This window comes from Dissulfuribacter thermophilus, assembly GCF_001687335.1.
GTDB lineage: Bacteria > Desulfobacterota > Dissulfuribacteria > Dissulfuribacterales > Dissulfuribacteraceae > Dissulfuribacter > Dissulfuribacter thermophilus.
Genome location: NZ_MAGO01000010.1, coordinates 95,223 through 121,150 on the forward strand (window position 1 = coordinate 95,223; position 25,928 = coordinate 121,150).

Here is a 25,928-nt window from a genome sequence, read left to right on the forward strand (position 1 = left end):
AAAGCAGATATTTTACCAACCGATTACAGCAAACCATTTCTCACTCGATCCTGAACTCAATTGGTCCCAGGGTGATTCCCGCAAGAGATGTTCCGTCAAGGAGCCTTGCGCCGTCCAAGAAATTTATTGTAAAGCGGTAATGGCCACCATGATGGAGGGTAAAAGTCTGGCCCTCGATTTGAACTGGATGAATAGGCAAAGTAAGGGTGGAGCCGCCACCATCCGTTTCAAGTGTAACGAGGGCTTCTTCATTCTTTGAAACTTTATGCATTATCCACATCTCCCCACTTCCATCCGTATCAGGTATGTAGAGCCGTACCCACAGGGCTCCGTTTTCGCTATAGGTAGTGGCCTGTTTTCCAGAAACAAGACTCTCGATTACTATAGAACTATTCCATTTAATTGACTCCAGGTCAACAGGGGAAATAAAACTAATGCTGAATACCGGAGATATATTGGAAAAGCTCTGCCCGTTATACGGAATCACGTTCAATACTGGTCCTTTTTTATAATCAAAGCTGATCTCTGCTACATTCCCAATGATATCATCTGGAGAAATCGAACCTGCCCTAAGAAAAGCAGAGTAAAGCCTATACTCACCCTCAGGCTCATTTCCAGTAAAAGTGTAGGATAAAAACGGTGTCAACGGCACTGACTGGGGTAGCCAATCAGTGAGGCACGGCTCTGGATTGGTGGAACCTGATGGCCAAAAATATAGGGCATCATCCCCTGGTACTTTAAATGCTATATAAATATCTACTGGTTCAGAGAATGAATCCTTATTACCAATGGAAAAAATGGCCTCTTTTCCCTTTGAAAAGGTGTGTTGGTTGACATCCAGTATTGGTGCCCCTTCTGAAATAGAAGGGATGAAACAACAGATCATTATTACAAAAAGATTAATGATATTTTTCATTTTTGCTCTCTTATAATATGCCTTAAAAAAGCCGCCTTCCCAACTTCGTGAAAAGGCGGCTTTATGCTGACTAGATTATATATTTACCGGCTTATACGGTATAGCACCTGTTTTCCTTCCTGACTCCATATTTTTGCATCCATCAAGCCATCACCATTGTAATCATCCACTTCAACTGCAAGTCCAGTTTGAGTGTCCTTATGCGAATTGAACCAGATAGTGTCTCCAAGGCCCTGGAACTTTTCAACTTTATAATCAGGTTTCCAGTCCTGAACAGTTCCATCGGCATACTCAAGGGTGATTACACCAGTGAATCTGTCGAGATTGTAGGATTTTAGTGTACCTTTGTTCACTTCGGCATCCAGCGCACTGAATACCCTTGTAACTGCGGCCATCATAGGTGGTAAATCCTGTCTGGATCCATCGGTGTAGAGGATTTGTACACGGAATTCACGGGTGGCCGGATCATCTCCGACAAGGGTAAAATCTTTTACCTTTGTGCTGTTTGCTGCCTGGCCTGCAGTCCATCCAAAACCGCCTATATAGGTATTACCAGCCTTGTCAACGATGGTAAGGCTACCAGTGTCGGCATTTATGGTTGCAGAGGCAAAGTCATAGGCTGCAAACAAATTGGCAAAGCCTTGGCCAACCGATGCAAAACCACCCCCACCTATCAAGAGATTGATCAGGCCCTCAGGGTCTGCCACAGTCGGGACCATGGTAACTGCCACGCCATTGGGCATTACCACTCTCATAGCCACTCCTCCATTGACAGGTGTAACCTGCGGAGTTGCTGGTGGATTTGCAACCACCTCCACATGTGTTGCCACAACTGGTGCACTTACCTGGTCGCCAGCACTTGTTTGGATTTGCATGAAGAGCTGCCCTGTGTCGGGATTGGCTTGTGTCTGAATGGAGCCTATATTTGAAAGCCCCTGTGTAAGCCCTTCTTGCACCACATTGTCAATAGCGGCTGGGTTCACTACGTTAAAGCTGTGTCCTGCTACTTCCACTGGGGTGGATAATTCGTCTGTGAGATCGAGGCCTCCTGCTTGCTGAACTATCTGCTGCATTGAAGCCTCTTGGACCATCTGCCCCACCAGATCCATATCAGCTCCGTGCTCCAAGGCCGCAGCGATTGCGTTATCTACGGTTTCTGCTGCTTCATGGGGTTGTACTTGGCCTGATGCCATTTCATCGGCCACGTTGGAGGCCATCTGGGTAACACTCTGGACGATTTGGTCTGGAGTTGCGCCCTGCTGGATCAAATCCTTCACCTGCTGTCCAGCACTTTCCCCAGGATCTGATGGTTGTGGTTGAGGTTCTGGTTGCGGTTCTGGTTCTGGTTGCGGTTGTGGTGAGGGTGCAGGAGCCGGTGATGGGGCTGGTGAAGGAGTTGGAGCCGGTGCCTGCTCGCAGAAAAGATTCGTTATGGCATCTGCTGTCAGATTCACCTTTCCATAGAGCATAGTAACATTAAGTAGGCTTTGACCGAAAACATTTGTCAGTGAACCGGTACTTCCAAATGATGCTGCTGTACCATTTTCATAATAGGCTAAGGGTATATCTGTAAGGAGCCAGAACCTATATGTACCGCTCAAAAGCACATCCTGGCCAGGCACATCACAAAAATCAATATTCCGATTTTGTAATGCATTACGGACCTTCTGTATCAAATTAGCTGGATCAAATGTCACAGTACCGGCCTGTGTGGTTACTGGGCCATTTTGTACCTCATTTTTAATGCTTCCTGTTATCCAGGTCCCGCCAGCAGTCCTTGCTTTGTAGTATACGAGAGCACCGCTAGGAATAGTTACTGAGACCTCTCCATTTTCTTTCTTCACCACAACCTTATCAAGAATGGCCTTCAAATAACGGATACTCTGTCCTGACAAATCTCCTTCATTTTTATCGGGACTATTCCAGTCTACCAGTGTGGAATCATCTACTATGACAACACCAATAGATTTTGTTTCATTGTAGCCCTCAGGAATTTGTGTACTGTTCACAGAAATGGTCAGAGACAAATTATTTTCTGATACAGTTATTGGATTTAGATCGTTTATGGTTCCATTGGAGGCAACAGCATATGGCACACCAGAGATAGAAACTGAACTATTAACAGTTCCAAAGGCTGCGCCAGTGCCATCTAATGGAATAGTAGCATTCCCAGCATTATTGGGGATGTTCATGTCCGCAATTTTTAGGCCAACAGACTGTGGATTAAAAAGTACGTCAACTGTGCAATTATTAGATGGCGCAATTGTCTTATTAGAACAGTTGTCCACTTGGATTGCGAAGTCTGTAGAATTTGGGGGGTCTATGCGAATCTGGTCAATTTGTAAATCGGCATTCCCAGTATTGGTTATGGTAAAGGACTGAGTCTTAGAGTTTCCAACTACCACTGTACCGAAATCATAGCTTGATGGAGTAATATTTATTCCTGGTAAAATAACCGATATGTTTATTGGCCCAGGTCCTTGAAAATCATACCCGGTAGTTGTCGATGTTGAACCCACGTTAATTACCGAGGTAATCGGTGTATTAATTGATGACTTGACCCCAAATTTAATTTTAAATAAAGGATTAACTGGTAATGTCCCAGGCCAATTACCTGCCAAATCAGTCCATGCAATTGATACTTTTTTGTCAGTCTGACTTAAACCGTCTCCATTTCCATCATCCGCTTGGGCAACCGTATCCTTTTGGAGTAAATTTGTGGCAAATTCATCGATGAATCCTTTAAATTCTAAGATACTAGAATCGAAATAAACTGCTAATCCTATACCAGTAAGATTAGATTGATGGTCCGAGACGTCATAACTAAAACTTAATGTAAAGTTTCCTCCCGGAGCCACTTCCACATTTGTCACATTTACAGATACTTCCTGGCTTGCGGCCTCGGCTCTATTAGGGTTCATTACACTGAAAAGAAGAAAGAAACTTGCTATTACGAAAATCGGTAGTCGTAACTTTTCCATAAAGGGCCTCCTAATATATGGATTTTATATAATTTTCAATATCTATTGATTGACTTCTTATGGCATCAACAGCTATTGCTCTATCGCACAAGGCATTACCTCTAAATCCAAATAAATATCTTAATATCAATAATCCATCAGTAAGCGCATCTATTTTGCCATTACCATCTATGTCTAACATTTGACTATAATTTAATAAAAAGGTCTCAATATCACTTGATGATGTTCTAGTGGCTAGTTGAGACACCGCTTGAGAAATTAAGGCTTGGCCTCTAAATCCAAATAAATATCTTAATATCAATAATCCATCAGTAAGCGCATCTGTTTTGCCATCGCCATCTACATCAAGTACCCTGTTAGTAATTATCTTAAAATTTCCCACTATTCCTTTCTTACCATCAGAATTCTGTAAACTTAAGTAGTATGTACCAGGAGATAAATTCTGAGGAACTGTAAATGAGGCATGTGTTTCATCTCCACTAATAACAAAAATATTACTTACCGTAGCTCTAAGGTCTGTCATTTCAGAATCTGCGTAAATTTCGATTTGAATACCCTCTTTAAGATTAAAACCAGACAATGTCACACTATCACCAGGTTTTGGGGTAGCAGGTGTCCAACTGTCTACGACTGGGGTTGTAACAATAATAAAAGGTCCTATAGTTGAGACCTGGCCTAATAAGGGAGGAGCGCTCAATATTGGGCGAATATGAAAGTACCAAGTCCCATCAGGCAGTGCTCCACTGGAGGTCTGGGTAACTGTTTTAGGAAGTTTATTATTACTTGATGGAATAGAATTTTGGTCATTATCCCATAATATAGCGTAACCATCAAGGTTGGTCACATTAGATCCATCCCACGTTACAGTAATCTCATTAACATTAGAACGTTCTCCCTCACTATGAGTAATCGATTTTAGATTGATTACAGAATCTCCTGCTATCGCCATCGGCTCTGATAAAAACAAAAATATATTTAAGACTGAAATTATTAATCCCCATTTAAGATTGTTTAATACCATGATTCCCTCCCCCCATGGCTTTACCTATTTACTGCAATCAATTTTATAGGTACCAGAATTTGTAACTGTCCCATTAAACTCACATAGTGATCCAATAACAGTCATATTGGCGTCCCATTGAACGGCTTTTAGCTGGTAGGTGCCACTAGGTAACTGAAAATCATGAGCCAACTGGTGATTGTCATCGGGTGCCCCCCCAGCTCCAGAATAATACTGTCCTGCTGAATCAAGAATTAAGATATCTACCCACCCAGCATCTGGTGAAATGCCTGTGACGTTTGCTGAAATAGATATTATTCCAGACAGGTCTACTACACCAATTTGCTTTACGATATTCGCTCCTGCTATGGTTACATTTGTATCATCATAAGCCACCAAATCATCACCATGATATATTGCATAAAAGGCAGTATAGTTTCCTGAAGGAGCTTTAAAGACATGAGCCACAGTCGCGTTGGCTTCTGTTTCATTCACTTTTGTAACTGCCTTGTCATAATATTCTTCGCCAGCGAAGGCGAGTACAACCCGATAGGACCTATCGATTCCCTTGATAAGAACACTTAGATCCGCCTCATAAATAGGAGTATAACTAAAATCAATCCTGTTTTTTCCGCCTTCTGCTATAAATATGCCATCTCGTTTCTGAGGCTTGTGTCGGCGTGGCCAGCAAACTAATGTATATGTCCCTGTTGGCATCTTTAGTCTGTATAAAGCGATACCATTTAAATTGGCACGAGTCACGACTATTTTTCTATTAGTAGAATTAGAGACTATTAGACTGATTCGTTCACCTGGTTCAAGGCCAGTTATCGTTCCGTAAAGTTCGCCCATTATTAATGACGATAGAGAAAAATCTATATTAGTTGCATTATTTGAACTTAGATCAATTAAGTCTGCATTTTCTGGCTTGAACACAATCGAGTTCGCTTTCCAGTATACATGTAAATCTCTGTTCTTGAGATATAATCCCAATTTGTAATCAGGATTTGCTGGAAGCCCAGAGATACAATAACTGATTGTATCATTATCCCCTGGATTAAGGCTTATACTCTTTTGAAAACCACTATTATTACTCCAGGCAGTGGCTAGAATTTCAGATTCCCCAAGAGGGGCAAGGCCGGCGATGCTGCCGCAGATACTGAAAACAAGGGGAACAGGATACTTTAAACTAATAGATTCATCTGCATTGGTAATTTCAACGTAAATTGCATCATTAGGGCTTCTAATACCATCAGTGTCATTACCTGCGTAATAATATACTCCCTCTGGTCCCTCTACCGATATTAAATACCTACCCTGAGGAAGCCTGAGCGTCTTTGAAATTCCATTTTGGACATCTTCATTATTTGGAATAAATGTTATGACCTTATCAACCTCGTCACTAAGGGCCCTTATTCTGTATAATTCACCTTCCTTAAGCCCTGAAAGAATTCTTACTGTCAAAGAGTAATGGAGAAACGATTTAAGATCGAAATCTATGTTAGATGTTACATTTCCCGCTTCAACACTGACCAAGGTCGCCTGTTCTGGATCTAAAGCAAAATTCACACCATTATAAAATACAGGAGTATTGTCGTTACCCAAAAAGATGACCACTAAATAATCATCTGCAGGAATCAATTCAGTGATGCTGTAAGTGCCATTATCTGCTATTGCACCTGTACCAAACCCCCCTGTGAGATCAGAATAGGCCCAGACCTCTGAATATGCGAGACCTGGTGGAATGTTGCTTACAGTCCCTGTGATCTTCCCAAAGGTATCTTTTTGGGGAAAACTCAGCACCAAATCCCTATGAATCAATGCAGATTCATCTACAGTAATTTCACGTTCACCAGTGGTGTTATCTTCCCACCACAATATCTGGCCATCTTTTAGAGCGGCGAGGAAATAAGTTCCACAAGGCAATTTAAAATTAAAGGGAACATCCTGGGGATTAGATGGATCAAGGTTTCGATCTTCTGAGCGAACCAATGCCAAACTATCAGAATCCCAGACTCCAATTGTCACGTTGCCTGTAGCATTTTTTAATGTTCCTGAGATTTCACCAGCAGGATCCAACTTGAAATTTAGTGTGGCACTTTGGTTTTCTATTATTGAAATCGTCGTATTTGATGACTGATAACAGGGATAACGTGTTGCATTTACAGAATAATCACCTGGCAGGACCTTAAAGGCATACTTTCCATCGATGCCGGACTGCGCACTATAGGGGCCTGCTTTTATGATTGCCCCACTTAGTGGATCGCCTGTAATGGAATCAGTTATAAGACCCCTTATAGTGGCTGAAGGTTCTAACTGAAAGTCAATTTGCCGATCATCTCCCCAACTTATACTAACTGTGTTTTGAGCAGTCTTATAACCATATTTTGAGGCTTCAACAGTGCAGTTTCCAGCTGGAATATACAGCTCATAGAGTCCATTTTGATCCGTCAGGGTCTGGAATCCACATGCCCTGACATTTGCACCTAATATAGCCAGACCTAAAACAGAATCTTTTACACTACCAGTCAACCGCGCAAATGGACTAATTTTAAAATCTTTTCTTAGGGTTCCCCCATTGGGAATTGAAATTGTCTCTTCAGTTGCCCTATATCTTTCTTTCTCAATCCTTACTGTATGCTCACCAGGTTCACATTGAATACGAAATGATCCGTCAGGCCCAGATTGCGCTTCGCAGGTAGTATTTTTCAGTGATATATAAGCCCCACTTATAGTGGCATTAGTGACAGAGTCTTTTACATAGCCCTCTAAGATTCCAGGATTCAATATAAGTTCTAGTACTTGGTCATGAACCGTGGTTCCATCCTCCGGTATTGATACGCTTACCTCGGCAGGATTGTAATTGGGTGCCTCGAATCGAAGAGTGTAATCGCCAGGGGGGATATTTAGCAGGCTGTAATGGCCGCCTGTGTCTGTGACAGTTTCATACGCGGTCCCTTTTAAAAAGGCCCTTACACCATCTATGGGATTATTATTGGTATCGATTACTGTTCCACTAACACTTCCTGGCCGGATTTTTTCCAACTGAATCGCAAGGGTATTAGTTTGCCCTTCTGTTACTATTATAGATGACAACGTCTTTTCATGATATCCTTCCTTGGTTACCCTTACAGCATAGGTTCCAACGGGAACTACAAATGAAAACTGGCCATTCTGATCACTCTGAGTAGACCTATTAAGTGCATCTATATAAATGAATGCAGAGGGGACTACAGCACCAGACACCTTATCAGTAATGGTTCCATTGATTGTTCCAAGCGGACTTTTGGCCTGCACTACAATAGTAACTTCTTCTATGAAGGGCACAGTCTCAGTCAAATTCAATATGTTGTCATACCACTTGGGTTTATAATCTTCATTGGGAATAGCTTGAATCTTATATTCACCAAAAGGAAGTGTTCCCCCATCCAAGGTCCTGTCTATCTGGAAAACTCCATCATTGTCGGTGTATACCCCGGCTGTCAGATTCATTGTCTGCGCATCATAAGCATTTACCAAAACGCCCTGGAGAGGTATACCCTGTGCATCTGTTACCATCCCACGAATATATGTACTGGCCTCAGCAATGGATGAGGTCAAGGCCATTAGCACGACAAATAACTTTAACCAACCTACTGTTATTGTCTTAAAATATTTCATATTCCCCCCCCATGCGTTTTAATGTAAATCTAGGCCACCCCAATTATAGTTAGTTAGCCCCTTTGAAGCTGGTTCGTTGGTCGGTGCTATTAGATAATAAAATTTAGATACAGTCTTTGAGGTATTTAGAGTAAATTTCTTATCCAATCTGGTTACACCAGTGGCATAAGGCCTGATTCCCTGCTCCAGAGAGACCAAGGTCCCTTCTGGGCTTATCAACTGGAGACCATCATCAGTTTCAACTCCCAGATAAAGATCGACTTCTCCGTCATTATATAATGGCGTCTGAATCGAGACTTCTAAGGTCCCATGATTATTGGTCACCGCTACTGGTTGTTGCAGTGGGTCGGGTAATGGTAAAGGATTGGTTATTTGTCCTCCTTGAATTCCCTTTGGAACTCCAGACACAGCCAAATCAAATGACCTGAGTATTCCATGGAAATTGTCAGTCAAAGGCTCGCCTTCTGGGGTAATCAAAACGTAAAACTTGTAATATCCCTCTGGGAAGACACTGATCGGGTATTTTGCGATTTGATTTTTTTGTATTGCCTTCTTATTACCTCGCAAAAACGGTACTAGTGTCTGCGATAGCCCGCCCTGTTGGTCAAAGAAAGCCAGGATTTGATCGCCTCCATCAGGAGGCTCAAAACTAACTGCTACATATACATCTGTCCCCTTGGAATATTGAGCAACAGACAGCAAAAGTTCCAAATTCCCTCCTTCCATATTTGCAGCAAGAGGCTGGGAAACAGGATCTGGAATGTTTGCTGGACTTTTAATAGTGGCAATATCTTGTTTCTCAATATTTGGTACTACATAGACATCTATATTAATGGGATCTCCTGTGGCATCTTTGACCTCAATTGAGGAAAATCCTCGGTTGATCCCCTCAATGCTGAGTTGTGAACCAGTAAGATATGAACGTGCCAAGTAAACATTACCTTTTTTAGATAATTTATATGGTGGGATACCTCCTTCCAGATTGATTCTTATTTTTTCACCTTCTACAACATAAATTTTTGAAACTCCCCCCTCTACCTGGAAGGCCTTCCCATTTTCCACCACCCTTGAAAAGAATTTATTAGAGACATGCCCAGCCTTATCATGGGCCTCAACAGAAATAACGTATAGACCAGGTAAGAGCACTGTGACCATGCTGAGACTCTTACCATCATCAGATAATTCTCTTGAAAAAACTGGCTGTGGTGTTAATGGATCGCCATTTTCATTAGTTATTTTTGCAATGGTGGCAGCCTCATCGATAAGGCCATCAGGATCTGAAATCTTCACCCATACCTGATTTCCTTGAATCTCTACACCAATATTTGGAGGCTCCTTATCTTCGGTTATGATCAATTTTACAGTTTTGCCTGGCGATTCATTGCCAGCATGGTCAACAGCACTAACCTTAAAGACGTACTCTACATCCGTATAAAGCTGCGATACACTAAATGTAGCAGATGTTGCTGGGACACTACCGATTAACTCAAAACTATCGTCGACAGTTTGTTTCTTGTATATTTTATAGCTAACTACATCTGAACTCGGAGACGGATCCCATTTGAGTATTGCTGTCCGGCCATCAATCCTTCCTACAAGCTGTCCAACATCTATTGGAGGTTTTTTATCTTCTTTGGCTACGTCTATTGTCGCCCCTCTTGTAACTTCATGGCCTTTTTCATCTTTGAGCACAAAACTTATGTAATAAGTCCCTTCAGTGGCTGGTGCTATCCATTTAGTTTGTATCTCTGTTGGATAATCAGGTGAGACTGTTCCTGACTGTGGATTGAATCCCCCTGAATCCGCTGTAAATTCATATTGTAAAATATCATTATCTGGATCTTCTACTGAAATTTTGAAAGAAACCGTCTCTCCAGGTTTCACCATCAATGGCGCAACATGCCAGTTGGATATCTGTGGAGATCTGTTGACAACCTTAAGCCTAAGATTGATCCATGTAACCGGAGGCATCCAAAACTCTCCAGACCAGATTGCTTTGATATCACTTCCAGTTGACGGATCTATTGGCTCAGCCACATATTCAAGGTTTCTCTCGCTATCCCAAAAAAGAAAATTTATTTGATCTCCAGCGGATGGACCTTCCACATAATCCGTGGATGGATCATCGCCATAAACTGCTATCCAAAATTGGTTGGGGAAATATAATCCTATTGTGGCATCACCCACAATTGATGCTCCTATCACGCGTCCATTTAAATCTAGTGCCGCTAGTTCATCACCTGTACCAATTTCTATATCCGATCCCACGATAACCCCCTGGAATACATGCATTAGCGGTGATGCTACTGGTTGTTCAAAATGTCTGGTTTCTAGAGTGAATTCGTTTGCATTTACACATGTTACCATGAAAAAAAACAATAATATCGAAACGAAAGCCACTTTTCGTAACATAGGAGCTTCTTGAAATCTTTCACCTTCCATTCCTGTCTTCATCACCATCTCTTCAGCACTCTGGCATGACAACAATTGGGGAGATTGTCCATCCATCAAAGTAATGGATGAACAATCTCCCATATCTCAATTCAGTTATGGAGTCACACTAGAAATAGGCCAGGTAGCAGCATTATTAGTATGGATAATTAGCATTTCATGAACATTGGCTGCGGGTAAATCACCTGTTGAAGCATCATTCTGGCTTCTATATCCACCATCAGTCAGAGTCATGACGTAGTCTATATTCTGATTGGATATAAGATCGCCTACTGATGCATTGCTCCAATTGTAGAGAACATACCATCCATTATTGAGACCACCGGCCGTCAAATTCAGTATATCAGCCCCTGTTAGTGGTTCGCCGAAGAAGTACAGTTGGACCGGATTATCATGATAACTTAATAGCGCTGAAAACTGGCCACCAGTCGGATAATAGTCATAATTACGTCCCACTATGTAGGCATGTCCGCCGAGGAATGTGGTGAAAGAACCAACGCCATTAGCTGCATAATGGATACCAGAACCGTCACTACCGAGTATGAAGTTAGCTGGAACCAATAGACCTGCCACTGGCACATCACCGAGCATCTTTACTGGCACTTCAGAGATATGTCCAGTGGTGTTTACCCTTGGCCAATCAGCTGGAATATAAGTAGGAATATCAGCAAGAGTTTTATAATATGCCTTTTTCACTGGCACACCGAATAGGTATAGTCTCATGCCATTTGGATAACTATAAACATTTATTGGTGCTCTATTGGAATGTGCCAGGTTTATGTCGTGAGTAAAAGCCTGTCCTTCATCTTTATTATAGACTGCATTGAAATTGATAAAGAACCCTGTATCTCCAGACTGAATGCCAGTTACGGGCACAGTGACAAAGCCATATTCTGTTCTTTTAGTAACTGTAAGAATGACGGGGTCGCCAGCACTGACGTTATTAACAACATGAATTAGATAATGGCCATTAGCGTCTGTATATTCTCTGCTTATAGGCGAAGCCGAACACCAATCATATTCACAGTAGGCATGCCATGGTGCCCAGAAATGGGGTACAAAGCCTATTACCTCATTACCCTTCTTAATCACATCCTCATCTGGATAGAATTGAACTGCCTCAGCCTTCCATTCATCCGCAGCCAAGTCAGCAGTAGGCGTAATTGCGACAGGTACCCCCTTGCGGAACTTGAGATAGAATGTGCTAACAAGGTGATTTGAATAGGCCTCATTAAACTGGGCAGGATCTACGTATAATCTGTAACTGAGTCCTCCATAGTTTAGGTACACTACCCTCATTGCCTGTTTTTTCATCACCCACGCGCTGACCGCTGCACCTTCTAGTGTTTTTGTACCATTGGCTGTAACTGAGCCCTCTATATCCATAACAAATGCATTACCATTGTTTATTTCATAGAATGGAGCCCAGAAGGTACTGGTTAGTTGATTGGAAACTGGCAGACCGAGTTCCGCGTACTCAAGCGCATGATTTGGAGTCAGACCCACAGTATATTGAAGTTGCCCTTCTCCATTTGCGGGTTTCTTAAGGGCATTATTAGCCAGCTGGATAACTATATCCCCATATCCACACTCAGGAATATTTACATAGGTTGCTCCTGTTAAATCGATATTGGTACCATTGAAATCCTGATCAGGCGTCCTGTTTGCAGGGATTAGCAGGCCGTCACTGCTTATTGTCTGGTAACAGTTTCCTGGATATGTACACTGGTAGGACGAATAGGGAAGATTAGCATAGACATGCAATTGATTAGTCATTACATCGTACCAAGACTGTAACTGTTCACCTAGTTCCTTTTTCACAAGGCGATTGACCACATAGGTTCCATCTATGGACACATTGGAAAGCATAAGCCCTGTTCCATTAAGGCCCAGTTCAATTACTGGCATAGCCTCAGCATCCCTGAATCCACTTGGCTCAACATTAATTACGAGGTGACGGTCGTCAGTTAATGCCTTACCCGTCACTATCCAATCCAACGGTCTTCCAAAGATACTTTCTGTATGCACGGTTACATTTGCATCGGCAGCTAAATTACCCACAAATTGATTGTCACAGCCAGCGTATAGAATTATTTGATCTATCATACCATCACAGTTGGTGTCCATGGCAAAGGAATCAATATATGGCCTGCCGACCTTACATGATTCTATTGGAAATGGAGTTGTACTATTGTTATCTGCTATTAATCCAAATTCTCCTGCTGGTTGAGTATTCACCACTCCATTGTCTGAAAAGGCCACAGATCCACCTAATGTACAGTCAAAACAGTCAGTACATGAGGTAGGTGAGAGATACACATTGGTAGTGTTTCTCCAACTGTTGATTGATATGCCACTGATTTCATAGGCAGTGCTATTGGTGCCAACAACAAGATTGAAGTCCTCTGGATCAATAGAAGATGGATCTAAAATGCCTGACACCTCTACACGAATTGAACAACCCTCGAAAAATGCGCCAACAATCTTTGGCTCACAAAGATTAAATCGTTCAGGCCAAATATACAGTGGAATATGGTAGCCAAACATATCAAGATCAAGTGGATTGCCTGCTCCATCAGTGAGTTTACCCATGGAGTTCACTGAGACTGCAAAGGAAGAGGTACGCCCAATGTCATCAAAATAGCCTGCCTCAGCTACCTCTATCCACAAAGTTTTATCATTAATGAGCGTGATATTGTTTATCTGCCAGCTATATGGACGATTCCAAATACCAGATAGACGATCTGTCTTTATAGACATGGAGATGTCGTTTAGTATTGTTCCTGGCGTTTCTCCACCGAATCCGTCAGAATAATACAGTGCAAAATGATCAATCTGTTTATCACAATCTGTGTCGAATACGCCTAGTCTTACATTTGGCGCTGGACCTATATGTGTCTCACATTCTTCACAAGATGTTTTATTTACAGTTATACCGTCTGATGCTCTAATAACGCCATAATCACTGAGGCAGATATAGCCCTCATCGTTCCAATTCCAGCTGTAATTAATTATGTGCAGAGTTACGGAATTCCCGTTGATGTCTTCAATCTTGATCTCTTCGTCTGTCCCTTGCGCTGGAATTTTACGATTTTCAGGTACCCATAGATTAAAATCTGTATTGTCAACACTAGTTGGATCTATGGGCATATTGAATACCACCTGGATTCTATTTGTGTCTAAAAAGTATGCGTTAGTAATAAATAGTCCCTCTGGCTCCACCATGAGTCTAGCCGGTTCACTCCAGTTTGTGTCTGTAGCCTGACAAAAGCTTACATAGACCTTTGGCCAGTACTTATTTGGGCATCCATTTGGATAAACATTGGAGGCCACCGGCTCAGTAGTATTGGCATCAACTAGGCCATCTCCGTCAAAATCCCAATTGTACTTTACGCCTAAATCAAAGTCGGTAAATTTTTCCATTGCGCCAGAATACTCTTTAATACTGTTATCAGTCGGATCAATTACCTTACCGCCAAGATATCTGGCTACGAAATAGACTTCATCGCTGGCCAAAGTTACATTTAGGCCTGAGGCCGTATTGACTGCATTTTTAATCTTTACGGAGGGCACCACATCGGAGTTAAAATTAAGATTTATTCGAGTGGTAGCGACTCCAGTTGCATTTGTAGTGGCGCTGGCAGTTTGTAGTTCCTTATTGCCCATCATAAAGGCAAACTCTACTGTTTGACCTTCAATGGGATTTCCATCTTCATCCGTAAGTTTTGCACTAAGTGTGACGTTGTCACCCTGGCAGGCTTGGGTGGCTCCAATATAGGTAACGTTTACCTCACCAATTTGGGTAAAAGTAACAGGCACAACCCTCTGTAGGCTCAAAAGTGCCCATTCTGTACAGAGATTGTTGTCTCCCCATAGGCATCCGCTCCAATAATTTTGATCTGGAATACCATTAAAATCTATGTCTATATCCTGTTTTTCTGTACAGATTGTATTTGCAAATTCATTATACCAGTCAACTCCATCGACATATTTGATACCTAGAGCACCCAATCCCTTTACTAAATTAAAGATAGCGTGGTAATTGCTAGCTCCGTTACCACCATCTCTCCAACCAGGATCTGAATTGGGATCATTCCAATGTCTTGCAACATAATCAACTGCAGCCTGGACCCTTGGTGTAACCATTGTGTCGCCAAGGAAGTAAAATTCATACAACTCATGTCCAGTTTTCAATATATTGACCCAATTAAATGGATCAGAGTATCCTTGGCCTCCATCGTTGTCGTCTCCGTCTACCGGATTTTGGAGGTAATTGACATAATCATTGAGTTCATCTTTTACCCATTGAGGCACCACAACCGAGAAGCCATAGGTAGGAGTCTGGGCAAAGCCCAAACCAAATGATACCCAACCAGTATTTGATGCGTCGGAATCCCCTGAATTAGCAGTATAACGCCACCCTCCTCTTGCGGTACCACTGTCATTCTGGGCAAATGCGAGGTAATCTACTGCATCCTGTAATATGTCATTTAAGGTATCATTGACGCCATCGCCATCTACATCTATCGATGTCATTAAAAATTCTTGAGTGTTATTGGCATCAAAATCTAGATCAAAGCTACTGCCACTCTGAAGATTGGGACAACGGCTACTTGCAATAGCCATCATTGCTATACCAGCTTCGTAAATCTCTTTATCGTAATAAAATACCACACCTGCTCCATCTCCATCGACATCTGGATCTCCAGCAGGCTGAACAGTCAGATTAACTATATGATCCTGAGAAAGGATATAACTAAGCCCCTTTATTGCGGCTGCACGAACATCCTTTTCAAACGCTGTGGAATTTGATGTCACCCCCTGACAAATAGTTTTTCCATTTGCCGCTAAATAGTCTTCCAGAATGGTTACCGCTAAACCTGTCTCAGCCACCTTATAGTTCCAACCCCAAGAACCATCAAGATTTTGTTGATCCAAAAGCCAATTAACTCCCATTTCGATCATATTCGTAACATTAGCCGACTTTGGACCAGTGATTCCTCCACATTGAGCATGAACAAGTGAGGATTGAAAAAAAACCAAGGCAAAAAGACACACCAATACCCCTATACCTTTTTTAGTATACATTGGGCCCTCCTTAGACCTTATATTAGGATTTTTTTTACGATTTAGTGGAAAATAGTTCTTGCGTGGGTTAATGGCTTACCCCCTCCACTCCTTCTAATTTAGAAAAATTAGCATTACTGAAAAGTGTTGTCAACACAAAATCTAACAGATGCAGGTCATTACTAAGAATATTTTTTCACTTTCTAAAACAAAAAATAAAATTACAAATTTGTAATTAATTTGCGGGGCTAATAAGAAAATTCAGCTAATAGAAGATGGTTAGAGTTAGTGTTTTTTCCAAAAATTAATAGACTATCAAAAAATATTTAAAGTCCTTTCAAATAAGGACACATTATTAATAAATCAAACAACATCACTAAGTTACATCAGGCTATAAGAGTTACTTTTTTATGGTCTTTTTTATGTTAACTTCCATCTTCATTGATTTATTATTCATTTTGTGTAAACTTTCTTTAAGTAACAATTTTAATGCCATTTCTAAAAGGAGGGGTCTGAAAAATGAAAAAAGTATTAGGGACTTTAGCCGTATTTTTTGTCTTCATGGCATTCTTAGTACCAGACACTGCCCATTCTATTCCCACAAAATTGACAATCAGGGTCAAGGCCAAAGATGCCAAGTTCATTGGTTCATCCATGGGTGGGGCGTTTGTCCTGGTTAAGGACGTCATGACAGGAGAGGTATTGGCTAAAGGTTTCACCAAAGGTGGAACTGGCAATACAAAGCTACTCATGAAGACGCCAATTGCTCGTGGAGTAAAGATCGGTGAAAAGGCAGCAAAGTTCGATGCCATATTAGACATCGATGAGCCCAAAAAAGTGGAGATAATTGCTCAGGCCCCTTATGCACAGCCCCAGGCCATGCAAAAGGTGTCAGTAACAACGTGGGTCATTCCTGGAAAGGACATTACTGGTGACGGCATCATCCTGGAACTTCCAGGCTATGTAGTGGATATACTCAATCCCAGTGCCCACACAATGATAAAGGGCGCAGCCAAAATCAAGCTCACAGCATCTGTTACCCCTATGTGTGGATGCCCTGTGAGCCCAAAGACCTTTTGGCACCCAGATGCAATTGAGGTCGCTGCCATTGTTAAAAAGAACAACAAGATCGTTGACACGATCCCCATGAAATTTTCAGGTAAGACCAACATCTTCGAAGCAGACCTGGATCTTACTCAAAAGGGTGCATACACCATTACAGTCTATGCATTTGACAAGGAGACCGGAAACACTGGTGTGGATATGACCAGTGTCATAATCCTTAAAAAATAGATTCAAAGGAATTTTTTCCAAACATCTAACGAGAAAGTCAAACCAAAAAGTTTTCCCCTGTGGCGCCCCACAGGGGAAAACTATGTACGAAGCATTTTCACCTAGGCCACTATTCAATGCTAAAAATAGAAAATCGTACTGGATCGTAACTCATCAAAAAGAGCGACACCCTAAAGCCCTGCTCATAATCTACAGTGACACAGGGTATATCTACGAAGAATCCTTGTGCCCCGTCGCGGATCGTAGCTGCATTTTGAGTACTGGTAGCCCCTGCGCTCCCATCGATGGCCTGCACGAACTTTACTCCAAAGCTAACTGGATCATGGCCTTCAAGCCCAAGATCAGCAGTAATATACTGCCCGTTAAACTCAATCAGAGGAATAGTGAGGGTGCCTGACGCCGGTTCGAAAACCGCACAGTTCATGAATCTATCCTGTAACCAAGACGCCTGGCCAGCCTGAGATGGGAGAAAATATCTGGTACTTACGTGGTAGAGCCTTTGATGGACTGAATCGTCCTCAAGCCAGAACAACGCAGTCCTGGTAGCCTTTATATATGTAATAATACTACGTTCAAAACCTTCAGAAGATGTTGGAATCTTATATAGCTTGTCAGATGCCAAGTCGTATAGATAGCCCTCATCGTAACGGATGAAGGTAATAAAACGACCGTCCTCGCTAAAATCCCAGTTTGATATGCCATATTCACGATTAATTACAGTTTTGGTCTCGCCAGTAGCCAACTTTTGGACATATATCGAGGTAGATTTACCAAAATCACCTATGTAGCTCATGGCAACGAAGCCGTTTCTATAAATGGTTTTTCCTATGGCGCTATCGCCAAGTTTGACGTCCTCGCCTGTCTGGAGATTTATGAGATAATGCCCCCCCATTCCGTCATCTGAAATGGTAATATAGGGGTATTCAAATGAGGTAACCCCATAATAGGTATGGCCGCCAATGGCCTTAGAGGAAAAAGAATAATTTGCGTCTGTCAAAACAAGCCCATATGCATCCCATACAACAACCTCTGGTCCATTTTCTGCCAGGCACATGTGCCCGTCTAGGAAATATCTAACCCCCAGAAAGGAAGGTTCTTTAAAATCAGTTAAATTTTTAAAAGTACCATTAGCAAACGTATACATTTTGAGATTGACTACTACGGGATATACTTCATTTTCATAGAATACCCATGTTATGCCGTCTTTGGATACCTTGGGGTAGTCATTGAAGATGTTGGTAGTTTTACTATCGGTCAGCTTCCTGGGTTCCATATACCTCATTCCATCAATCCAATAAAAAACGTCTGAATAATAAGTACACTTTCCCTCTGGGTCTTTCTCACAGGAATTGATGGAAAAGCCCACAATATTGCCGTAGGCATTGAGACGTGAAAAACTCACATCGTCATTTCGATTGATCTCATATACCAACCTTTTGACAACGAAGTCCTTCGGCCATGGAGTCACCTTTTGATCAAATGAATCGCTATAACTTGACTGAGAAAAAGAGTTAGACACTAATATGAAGACAAACCAAAATGCCGTGAAAAATAAAGTTCTTTTCATTGTATTAACTCCTTTACCAGATCTATTTAAGCTCATACTACACGACACCAGGATAATATGCTGTAATCACGAAAAATTTACCCTGTACAGGGTAACAGGTAGAAGGAAGAGGGGAGAAGGGAGAAGCATAAATTGCTGATACCACTTCCTATGGGCCACTGGGTGGAACTTGGAGTAGGGGTTGCCAGGTTTTCCTGCAGGCCTGCAGGCAATAGTATCAGCTTTTGCCAAGCTTCTACCTTCTACCTTCTTCCTTCTTCCTAATAACTGTATCATGAATTGTCAGAATGTGGATTAAGGCCCACCAGCAATCTCTGTGACCCTTCCGATAATGGAGCCACTTACTCCAGTTAGTACTGTCTCAGATGCCCAGTTTTCCTCTGTCTCTGGCTCGTAGCTCCTCCACGTACCTTTGTAATCGAAGGAGCCAGTCACGTGGCTATTCTCAACATCCATATTGAAAATCAAGTTTGCCGTAGAAGAGATTGGAAGTTTGACTTTTACAAAATTGATTTCAAAGTTTTCACCGTATCCACACTCAGATCGTCCCTCTATTGGTTTATTGTCTACATAGACAAGCGCCTTATTATCAGGAGAACACTCTGCATAGACGACAATATCGCTAAAGGCTGCGCTTTCACTGATGGTGGATGTATGAGGGCCACCTAAAAGAGAATCAAAATATATTGTAACTCTATAAGTTAAACTGAGTGAGGTATCTACAACCATCTTAATCTTTCTTTCCTCTAAAGAGGGCTTAACCGTAAATCTAAAAATGCCAGTTGCCTGGCTCTTTTCCTGATTCTTTAGTCCTGAGATTATCTTTTCATTTGGAGAAACGTATTTTGAACCCAGGAACTTTTCGACCAAACCCTGGTCGTCCCAAATGGAAGATTGGACGGTTATGGTTACTGGAACACCGTTTGGATAGTTGGTAAAATAGTCTGGCCAAACTATGTCATCAAACTCTGAAATCGAAAAAGATAAAGGTCTGTTGACGGCGTCTATTGAAAGCTTCTTTATGACGTAATCAGTTTGACCATCTGGCATTTGAATAAAGATTCTGACGTAATTTGCGAAGGTCCAAACTTTTATCTCAGAATCAAGCTTTATGTCGCCCTCAGTAATATCGTAGAGATCTGGTTCGAATAGATAAGTGGCATAATAAACGTATTCACTAAGTCTTTTAACATATTCCATATACATAGACGCCCGCTTTTCTTCCTCCACATACTTTGAAAAGAGCTCTCTTAACGTGTAGCCATTTCGTTCCAAATAAGCAGAAACTGCATCGTCTTCCAATGAAGGAATATCACAGTATCCATTGATCCAACATTCCTGTTCCTCGACTGGAAGTGTTTTAAAATAGTTCCATTTTCCTTGTAGGAGAGTCCAATCCAGATATTGTTTGAAAACATCTATGAAAGCTGCCTCCAATTGGAGCAAGAATATTGAAGGGCCTACCACAGGAATCTGTCCTATTGCTTCGCTTCCAACGAGATTGGCAAATTCGATTAGGCCACCACTTATATCTCCATTTGTAAATTTTTCAGCTACTGCATAGGCACTCGATGCTGGAATTCCAGCTTGTTGTTCAGCTATCTGCTGAAGCGTCTTGCCAAATGCCTTGAGTGTTGCTGAATTAAAGTCTTGTCTAATGTCTGCTTTTGCTGAAACAGAAAAGGCCAAGAAACATAAGATAAAAATTGCCTTCCTCATATCCCCTCCTCAAATCTTGCAACTATTATCCCAAATTATGCACTGCGAAAGAGGGCAAAAATGAATTTTCTTTTTATATCAAATAGTTGTCCTATTGGTAGCGCTTGCTTGGCATTCACTTTTTTGGTGAAGCAATATTCCTGCTGTTTTTGCCCTCTTTCGCAGCCCTACGGGATTGGCGATTTTGCCCGGGTCTCTTTGTTGCTCGGGGCTCGAAGTACCCCACAGTACGTCTTCGCCCCTCGCGCCTCGCATCTTGGGCAAACTCGCCAATTGCATAATTTGGGATTATTTTCACTGGGGAAAATACCTGCTTCCCGCTCTTTACATAAGGAAGCTCCTCCCTTTTCCCTCTTTTCCCTTTTCATACTACAGAGTAGTATACTAATTGGCATATAAATGTTTCTTACAATTAAAATTACAAAATATACTAAAATAACAATTATGCAAATCACTCTAATTAGGCAGAAGGAAGAAAGGAGAAGGAAGAAGCAAGCCCTGTCTGTACAAAAGCCAGAGGCCCTCCCTTCTAGCTTCAACTCAAAAGTTCCAAAGCTCTTTTCCTTCAACTCAAAACTCATAACTCAAAACTCAACACTTCTGAAATGCTCAAAACTCAACACTTTTAAAAAGCTTCTTCCTTCTACCTTCTACCTATTCTTATTTTCATCCACGAGGGTGACGAATTCGGTCGTCATGATAGTTTAATGTAGATATTATTGGATCATGTTTGTCCTGGAGGTCAATTCTTCAACCTAGACTGAAACATGAGATGGGATACGAAAATTTGAAAATGCAAGAATATATCCAGAACTTGATAAAAAATTATACCCAAAACGGACTCCCCTGCTTTTCAGACACCGTTCTCAGACTGGCTTCTCTAGACCCTGATGATGAAATATCTATTGAAAAACTTTCGGCCATTATCCTTGAAGACATTGGCCTGACTGCAAGGGTCATACAAACGGTCAACTCTTTTTATTACAGACGAACTGGACAAGAAGTAACATCAGTTACCCAGGCTGTAGTTCTACTTGGCTTCAACACCATTAGAGAAATTGCCCTCAATATGGCTGTCCTAGACCTTGCTGAGAAAAAAGGAGATAAGGTGCTGCTTGGACTCATCTTGGCATCCTTCATAGGGGCCCACCTCGCTCAAGAACTGCTTGATAATGAAAGTGGGCTCAATAAGGAATCTATGATGGTGGCTGGTCTCTTCTTTTCACTTGGAAGGATCATACTGGCTCTAGATTCTCCAGAAACTTACGCTGCCTTTGAGAAATTCGAAAAAAGCGCTGATCCTAAGGATAAGAAACAGGCCCTTGCCATCCTAAAAGAGCTTGGAAGGGCCATCGCAACTGTCTGGAATCTTCCACCATTCATTAAAGAAAATCTCGAAGGCAACACCAATACAAATAAAAAGATCCCATTTGTCTTAGAAAAGGCCCACGCCTTTGGAAGGGCCTTTACATCCCAGAATATTAGCCCATCCAAGGCCAAGAGTATCTTACAGGCGATCTCCCAGAGGACCGGACACGAAATCCCCGTACTCCTCAAAAGGGCCAATGAGGCTGTGGACAAGGCCATGGGACTATCTGCGGCATTCAAACAGGTCATCTCAGAGACATGCGCCAATGATTTAATAGGAAAACTTGGGGACAAAAGCGAGGTTTATAAAAAAACAATCAGTGATACCAGGGGCGACACGCCAGAAGACCGCTATATTACTTTACTTACCCAGCTTAGCTCTTCAATTGCCCAAAGAAGACTTGGCCTGAATCAAATATTTCTCCTTGCCACTGAGACCCTATTTAGGGGGATCGGCGTCGATAGGGTGCTATTACTTCTTCTCACAAAGGAAAAGGACCTCCTAGTCCCCAGACATGGCATAGGCCGAGGGATCACGGAATTAAAAGAGTGCATCAAAATATCTTTCCCTCCACGGATAAAGTCCATTAAAGAGGCCTTTCAAGAAAACAGAGAAACAATTCTCACTTGGAATACGATACTCAAAAGGATTTCAAAAATAAATGATATACAGGATTCAGCCATTTGCGCATTGAGTCCCATAATTGTAGATTCAAACCCAATTGGCTGTTTTATTATAGACAGGGCAATTTCCAGTAATAAAATAGAAAAATTAGATATTCTAAGACTAAAGGCAATTAAAGATCTCGTAGTAATGGCGACCTTGAACAGATGAAGACAACAAATCACATTCCCAAAAGGCTTCCAGACTGGGTCACGTGGCTCGCATTTTCCGTGGGGCTCGCAGGCGCACTGTCCCTTCGACTAATACTAATAGCAAAGGCCTACAAGCCTGAGTTAATCCGCCTTTTCTGGTACATAGGTGTCCTTGGAAACATGTGTTTTTTCCTATTTCGGTCATTTATTACCTACAGAAGGCGAAGCCTCATTGTTGAACTTGACCTCCTAAAAAAGCTCAAAGCCATGGAGGAGCTTTCCGACAAAGACTACATGGCATTGCATTATCTTGTCTCTAGTCTTTACATATCCAAGGAACGATGGAACTATTTTGTCATATTCTTTTTCTCATTACTGGCAATATTCTGGGACCTTTGGATGTCGTTTAAATAACCCTCTATCCCAGATTGTGCAGCTTACAGGACTCCGTCTAAGTCGTTGGTAAAGTCCTTAAAAGAATTACCTTTGTGCAAGGAACCGCCCTATAGGTCGACCTTTACCAGGTTTCTCTTCCTTCAACTCAAAACTCAAAACTCAACACTCAACACTTCTGAAATACTCAAAACTCAACACTCAAAACTCTTCAGGGCTGGGCTAGGCTTCCTCCGAACTTGCTAGTTATGCAATCTGGGTTTAAGGTGGAGGCAAAACTGAGAAATCTTATTTTTTTGGTAAAACACATATATGGAAAATGAGTGGGCTCAAGACATTTGTTACTGTATTTTTAACAGTATTTCTGGCAGAAATTGGTGATAAGACCCAGCTAGCCACCATGCTCTTTGCTTCAAAGACGGAATATTCGAAGGTCATGGTCTTTCTAGCTGCATCACTAGCCCTTATTTGCGCCGCACTTTTAGGGGTAGTCGCTGGTTCTGTGCTTGAATCAATGATCCCAAGGAAATTTATCTCCATAATTGCAGGTGGTGGCTTCATTATAATTGGCCTTATCATATTGATTAAAGGCTCTTAAAAAGACTCCTAAATTAAGATGCACTCCCCATTTCCCATAGACAGAAGTTCAGATCTCGTCTGAGGACGTTTTTTAACGCCATTGCCTGAAAGAGCCCAGTTGATTAAATATGAGAAATGAAATAAGAAATTTATAAATATTAGTCAGCAAGAGAGCAGCGAGGCACCTATACACTTCCCAAGCACACAGTTTGGGACAATTGTTGCTTGCATCACGATTCAATTTCTATTAGGCTCATTTAGCATACTGTTATGAGAAGAGAATTTCTAGGCATCTACATAGGAAGCAGCGAGACAAGAGCTGCCATAATTAAAGGGAAAATACAGATAATTCAAAAAGGGGCTCTTGAAATCAAGTCCCCATCTTCTGGCATTCCTCCATTGGAACAGTTAAGACGCCTTTTAAAGGCCACCACTCCCTCTAGAAAACGCCGCATCACAATCGTGCTTCCAAGGCGCCATTTTTTCATGAGGGAAATACCACTCGAGTCTCTTTCTCCTGCAGAGGCCAAGGCCTCTGTAAAGATGAGCATCTCTATCCATAGTCATCTTCCCGAAGAAGAGATCTTTTACGATACCTTGGTATTTCAGCGAAATGGAAAAACCATTGTACTTTTGGTCTACATTCCCAAAGAAAGGCTGATGCCTATTCTTGAGGTCATAAAGGAGACCGGGCACAAAAAATCTCTTTATGCAGTTATACCTCCAAGCATAGCTCTGGATACTACCAATAGAGAACTTGGTTTTATTCAAGAAGAGCACCTTTGCCTTTTCAATGACGAGAAAGGTCTGGTCCTATCCCTACACGGGAAAGATTCCTGGGAAGGGTCTCATAAGCTCGATGAAGAGGATGGAATAGGTAGTTTTGAAAAGTTGAGAGGCATGCTGCCACCTCCGTGGAACAATGAAAATATCAAAGTTTACACCTCTTTCACTTCTGAAAACGAGGCCCATACCCTTCATCCTCTGGCATCGAAGCTACAAGATATTTTCGGAGAGGACTTAAATTATCCGATATTTCACGCAATTACAGGCGCATTGGCCTCACAGGCCTTTCCTCCAGTATCAATGCATGGCCCAAGGAGACGGCCAATCAGGCTCAAGATAAACCTTTTTCATGTGGCAACCGTTCTGTCTATCGCAGCCATTACTGTGTTAAGTGTCCCTACATACAAACAGTATATGGAGACCAGTAGGGAAATTTCGGCCCTTGAAAAGAAACTTTCGGCCAAAAAGAAGAAGATTATTCCCCTTCGAGAGCAGAGCAAAAAAGTAGAGGAAATCAAAAAAGAGATAGAAAAGATTGAAAGTTTTATTAAAGAATATCCAGATATTCTTGATATCCTCGATGAAATGGCGCGTCTCACTCCTGATGAGGCCTGGATAAAGTCATTTAATCTAAGCGGTGCTACAATCAGACTTTCCGCAGAGGGGCCAAATGCGGTTTCGATCATGTCGGAATGGAGAAAATGCCCCTATTTTGAAACAGTTCGACTCGTTTCTCCTGTTACCAAGGCCAGAGATGGTATAGAGAGGTTTTCCGTTGAAATAAAGCTGAAGAAGGACACAAAGAAATGAAATCTCCTCTGGTAAGGTACGGCATCTTAATAATTATATGGATAGCCTGGTATTCATTATTTTACTCCAACCTCAATACAAGGATCCAGGAGAACGAAACACAGATCTCAACCCTGAAAATTCAGCTTTCAAGTCTTGAAAAAGAGAAAAAACGCCTTGAGGAGGCAGCAAAGACCCTTGGATCCATTGAAAACAGGCTCTCAAACCTCAAAAAGCGGGTAATCGATGGAGCTGATCCCCAGGTAGTGGCATCGAACCTACAAAACCTGATTCTTACCTATGCCTCTCAAAAGGGGATAGAAGTACTGACCTACCGCACGAGCAGCAGCACCAAGTGGAAGGGCTACTCAGTGGCAAGGACCACTTTTACGTTCAAGTGCAATAAAAATAATTTTGTAGAGCTGCTCCGTTTTTTCGGTGAACAAAAGAAGCTCATAAGGCCCAGTAGGCTAAATATAGTGTGGATTAGGGGAAGAAATGCCCATATAAGGGTTATATTGGATGTAGAGGCCCTGATTATAT

14 protein-coding genes are annotated in these 25,928 nt (G+C 41.8%); 6 read left to right on the top strand and 8 right to left on the bottom strand.

Annotated elements, in window-relative coordinates; genetic code table 11:
- Positions 1–40 precede the first annotated feature (40 nt).
- The 6 genes from DBT_RS09430 to DBT_RS09455 form a co-directional block, all read right to left on the bottom strand.
- Positions 41–916, bottom strand: a complete 876-nt coding sequence (locus DBT_RS09430) for a hypothetical protein (RefSeq protein WP_067619704.1) — start codon at positions 914–916, stop codon at positions 41–43.
- Between the two features lie 83 nt (positions 917–999).
- Positions 1,000–3,897: a choice-of-anchor D domain-containing protein gene (locus DBT_RS09435; protein WP_067619706.1), complete on the bottom strand. Its 2,898-nt coding sequence runs from the start codon at positions 3,895–3,897 to the stop codon at positions 1,000–1,002.
- Positions 3,898–3,907: 10 nt separating this feature from the next.
- On the bottom strand, positions 3,908–4,918 hold the full coding sequence (locus DBT_RS09440; protein ID WP_067619708.1) for a hypothetical protein: 1,011 nt from the start codon (positions 4,916–4,918) through the stop codon (positions 3,908–3,910).
- Between the two features lie 24 nt (positions 4,919–4,942).
- The gene (locus DBT_RS09445; protein WP_067619710.1) at positions 4,943–8,557 is read right to left on the bottom strand and encodes a carboxypeptidase regulatory-like domain-containing protein; all 3,615 of its coding nucleotides are present in this window, start codon (positions 8,555–8,557) and stop codon (positions 4,943–4,945) included.
- A gap of 18 nt (positions 8,558–8,575) precedes the next feature.
- A complete protein-coding gene (locus tag DBT_RS09450) occupies positions 8,576–11,011 on the bottom strand; it encodes a fibronectin type III domain-containing protein (protein WP_161939958.1) in 2,436 nt (811 codons plus the stop codon).
- A 93-nt stretch (positions 11,012–11,104) separates the two neighbouring features.
- On the bottom strand, positions 11,105–16,096 hold the full coding sequence (locus DBT_RS09455) for an Ig-like domain-containing protein (protein ID WP_067619714.1): 4,992 nt from the start codon (positions 16,094–16,096) through the stop codon (positions 11,105–11,107).
- Between the two features lie 498 nt (positions 16,097–16,594).
- Here DBT_RS09455 and DBT_RS09460 point away from each other — a divergent pair, with 498 nt between their 5' ends.
- On the top strand, positions 16,595–17,368 hold the full coding sequence (locus DBT_RS09460; protein ID WP_067619716.1) for a hypothetical protein: 774 nt from the start codon (positions 16,595–16,597) through the stop codon (positions 17,366–17,368).
- 109 nt (positions 17,369–17,477) lie between these two features.
- Here DBT_RS09460 and DBT_RS09465 read toward each other — a convergent pair whose 3' ends face one another.
- The gene (locus DBT_RS09465; protein ID WP_067619718.1) at positions 17,478–18,935 is read right to left on the bottom strand and encodes a TolB-like translocation protein; all 1,458 of its coding nucleotides are present in this window, start codon (positions 18,933–18,935) and stop codon (positions 17,478–17,480) included.
- Between the two features lie 294 nt (positions 18,936–19,229).
- Positions 19,230–20,654 carry a hypothetical protein gene (locus DBT_RS09475; RefSeq protein ID WP_067619722.1) on the bottom strand — a complete coding sequence of 475 codons (1,425 nt, stop codon included), beginning with the start codon at positions 20,652–20,654 and terminating at the stop codon, positions 19,230–19,232.
- A 793-nt stretch (positions 20,655–21,447) separates the two neighbouring features.
- Between DBT_RS09475 and DBT_RS09485 the strand changes: the two genes are divergently transcribed.
- From DBT_RS09485 to DBT_RS09505, 5 genes are all read left to right on the top strand, one after another.
- The gene (locus DBT_RS09485) at positions 21,448–22,857 is read left to right on the top strand and encodes an HDOD domain-containing protein (RefSeq protein WP_161939959.1); all 1,410 of its coding nucleotides are present in this window, start codon (positions 21,448–21,450) and stop codon (positions 22,855–22,857) included.
- Positions 22,854–23,252: a hypothetical protein gene (locus DBT_RS09490; RefSeq protein ID WP_067619728.1), complete on the top strand. Its 399-nt coding sequence runs from the start codon at positions 22,854–22,856 to the stop codon at positions 23,250–23,252. The genes DBT_RS09485 and DBT_RS09490 overlap by 4 nt, the downstream gene beginning before the upstream one ends.
- A 298-nt stretch (positions 23,253–23,550) precedes the next feature.
- The gene (locus tag DBT_RS09495; protein ID WP_067619730.1) at positions 23,551–23,829 is read left to right on the top strand and encodes a TMEM165/GDT1 family protein; all 279 of its coding nucleotides are present in this window, start codon (positions 23,551–23,553) and stop codon (positions 23,827–23,829) included.
- Between the two features lie 251 nt (positions 23,830–24,080).
- Positions 24,081–25,406 (top strand): PilN domain-containing protein, encoded by a 1,326-nt coding sequence (locus DBT_RS09500; RefSeq protein WP_067619733.1) that lies wholly within the window; start codon positions 24,081–24,083, stop codon positions 25,404–25,406.
- The coding region (locus tag DBT_RS09505) for a hypothetical protein (RefSeq protein WP_141674274.1) at positions 25,403–25,928 on the top strand (526 nt) is incomplete at its 3' end. The genes DBT_RS09500 and DBT_RS09505, both read left to right, overlap by 4 nt.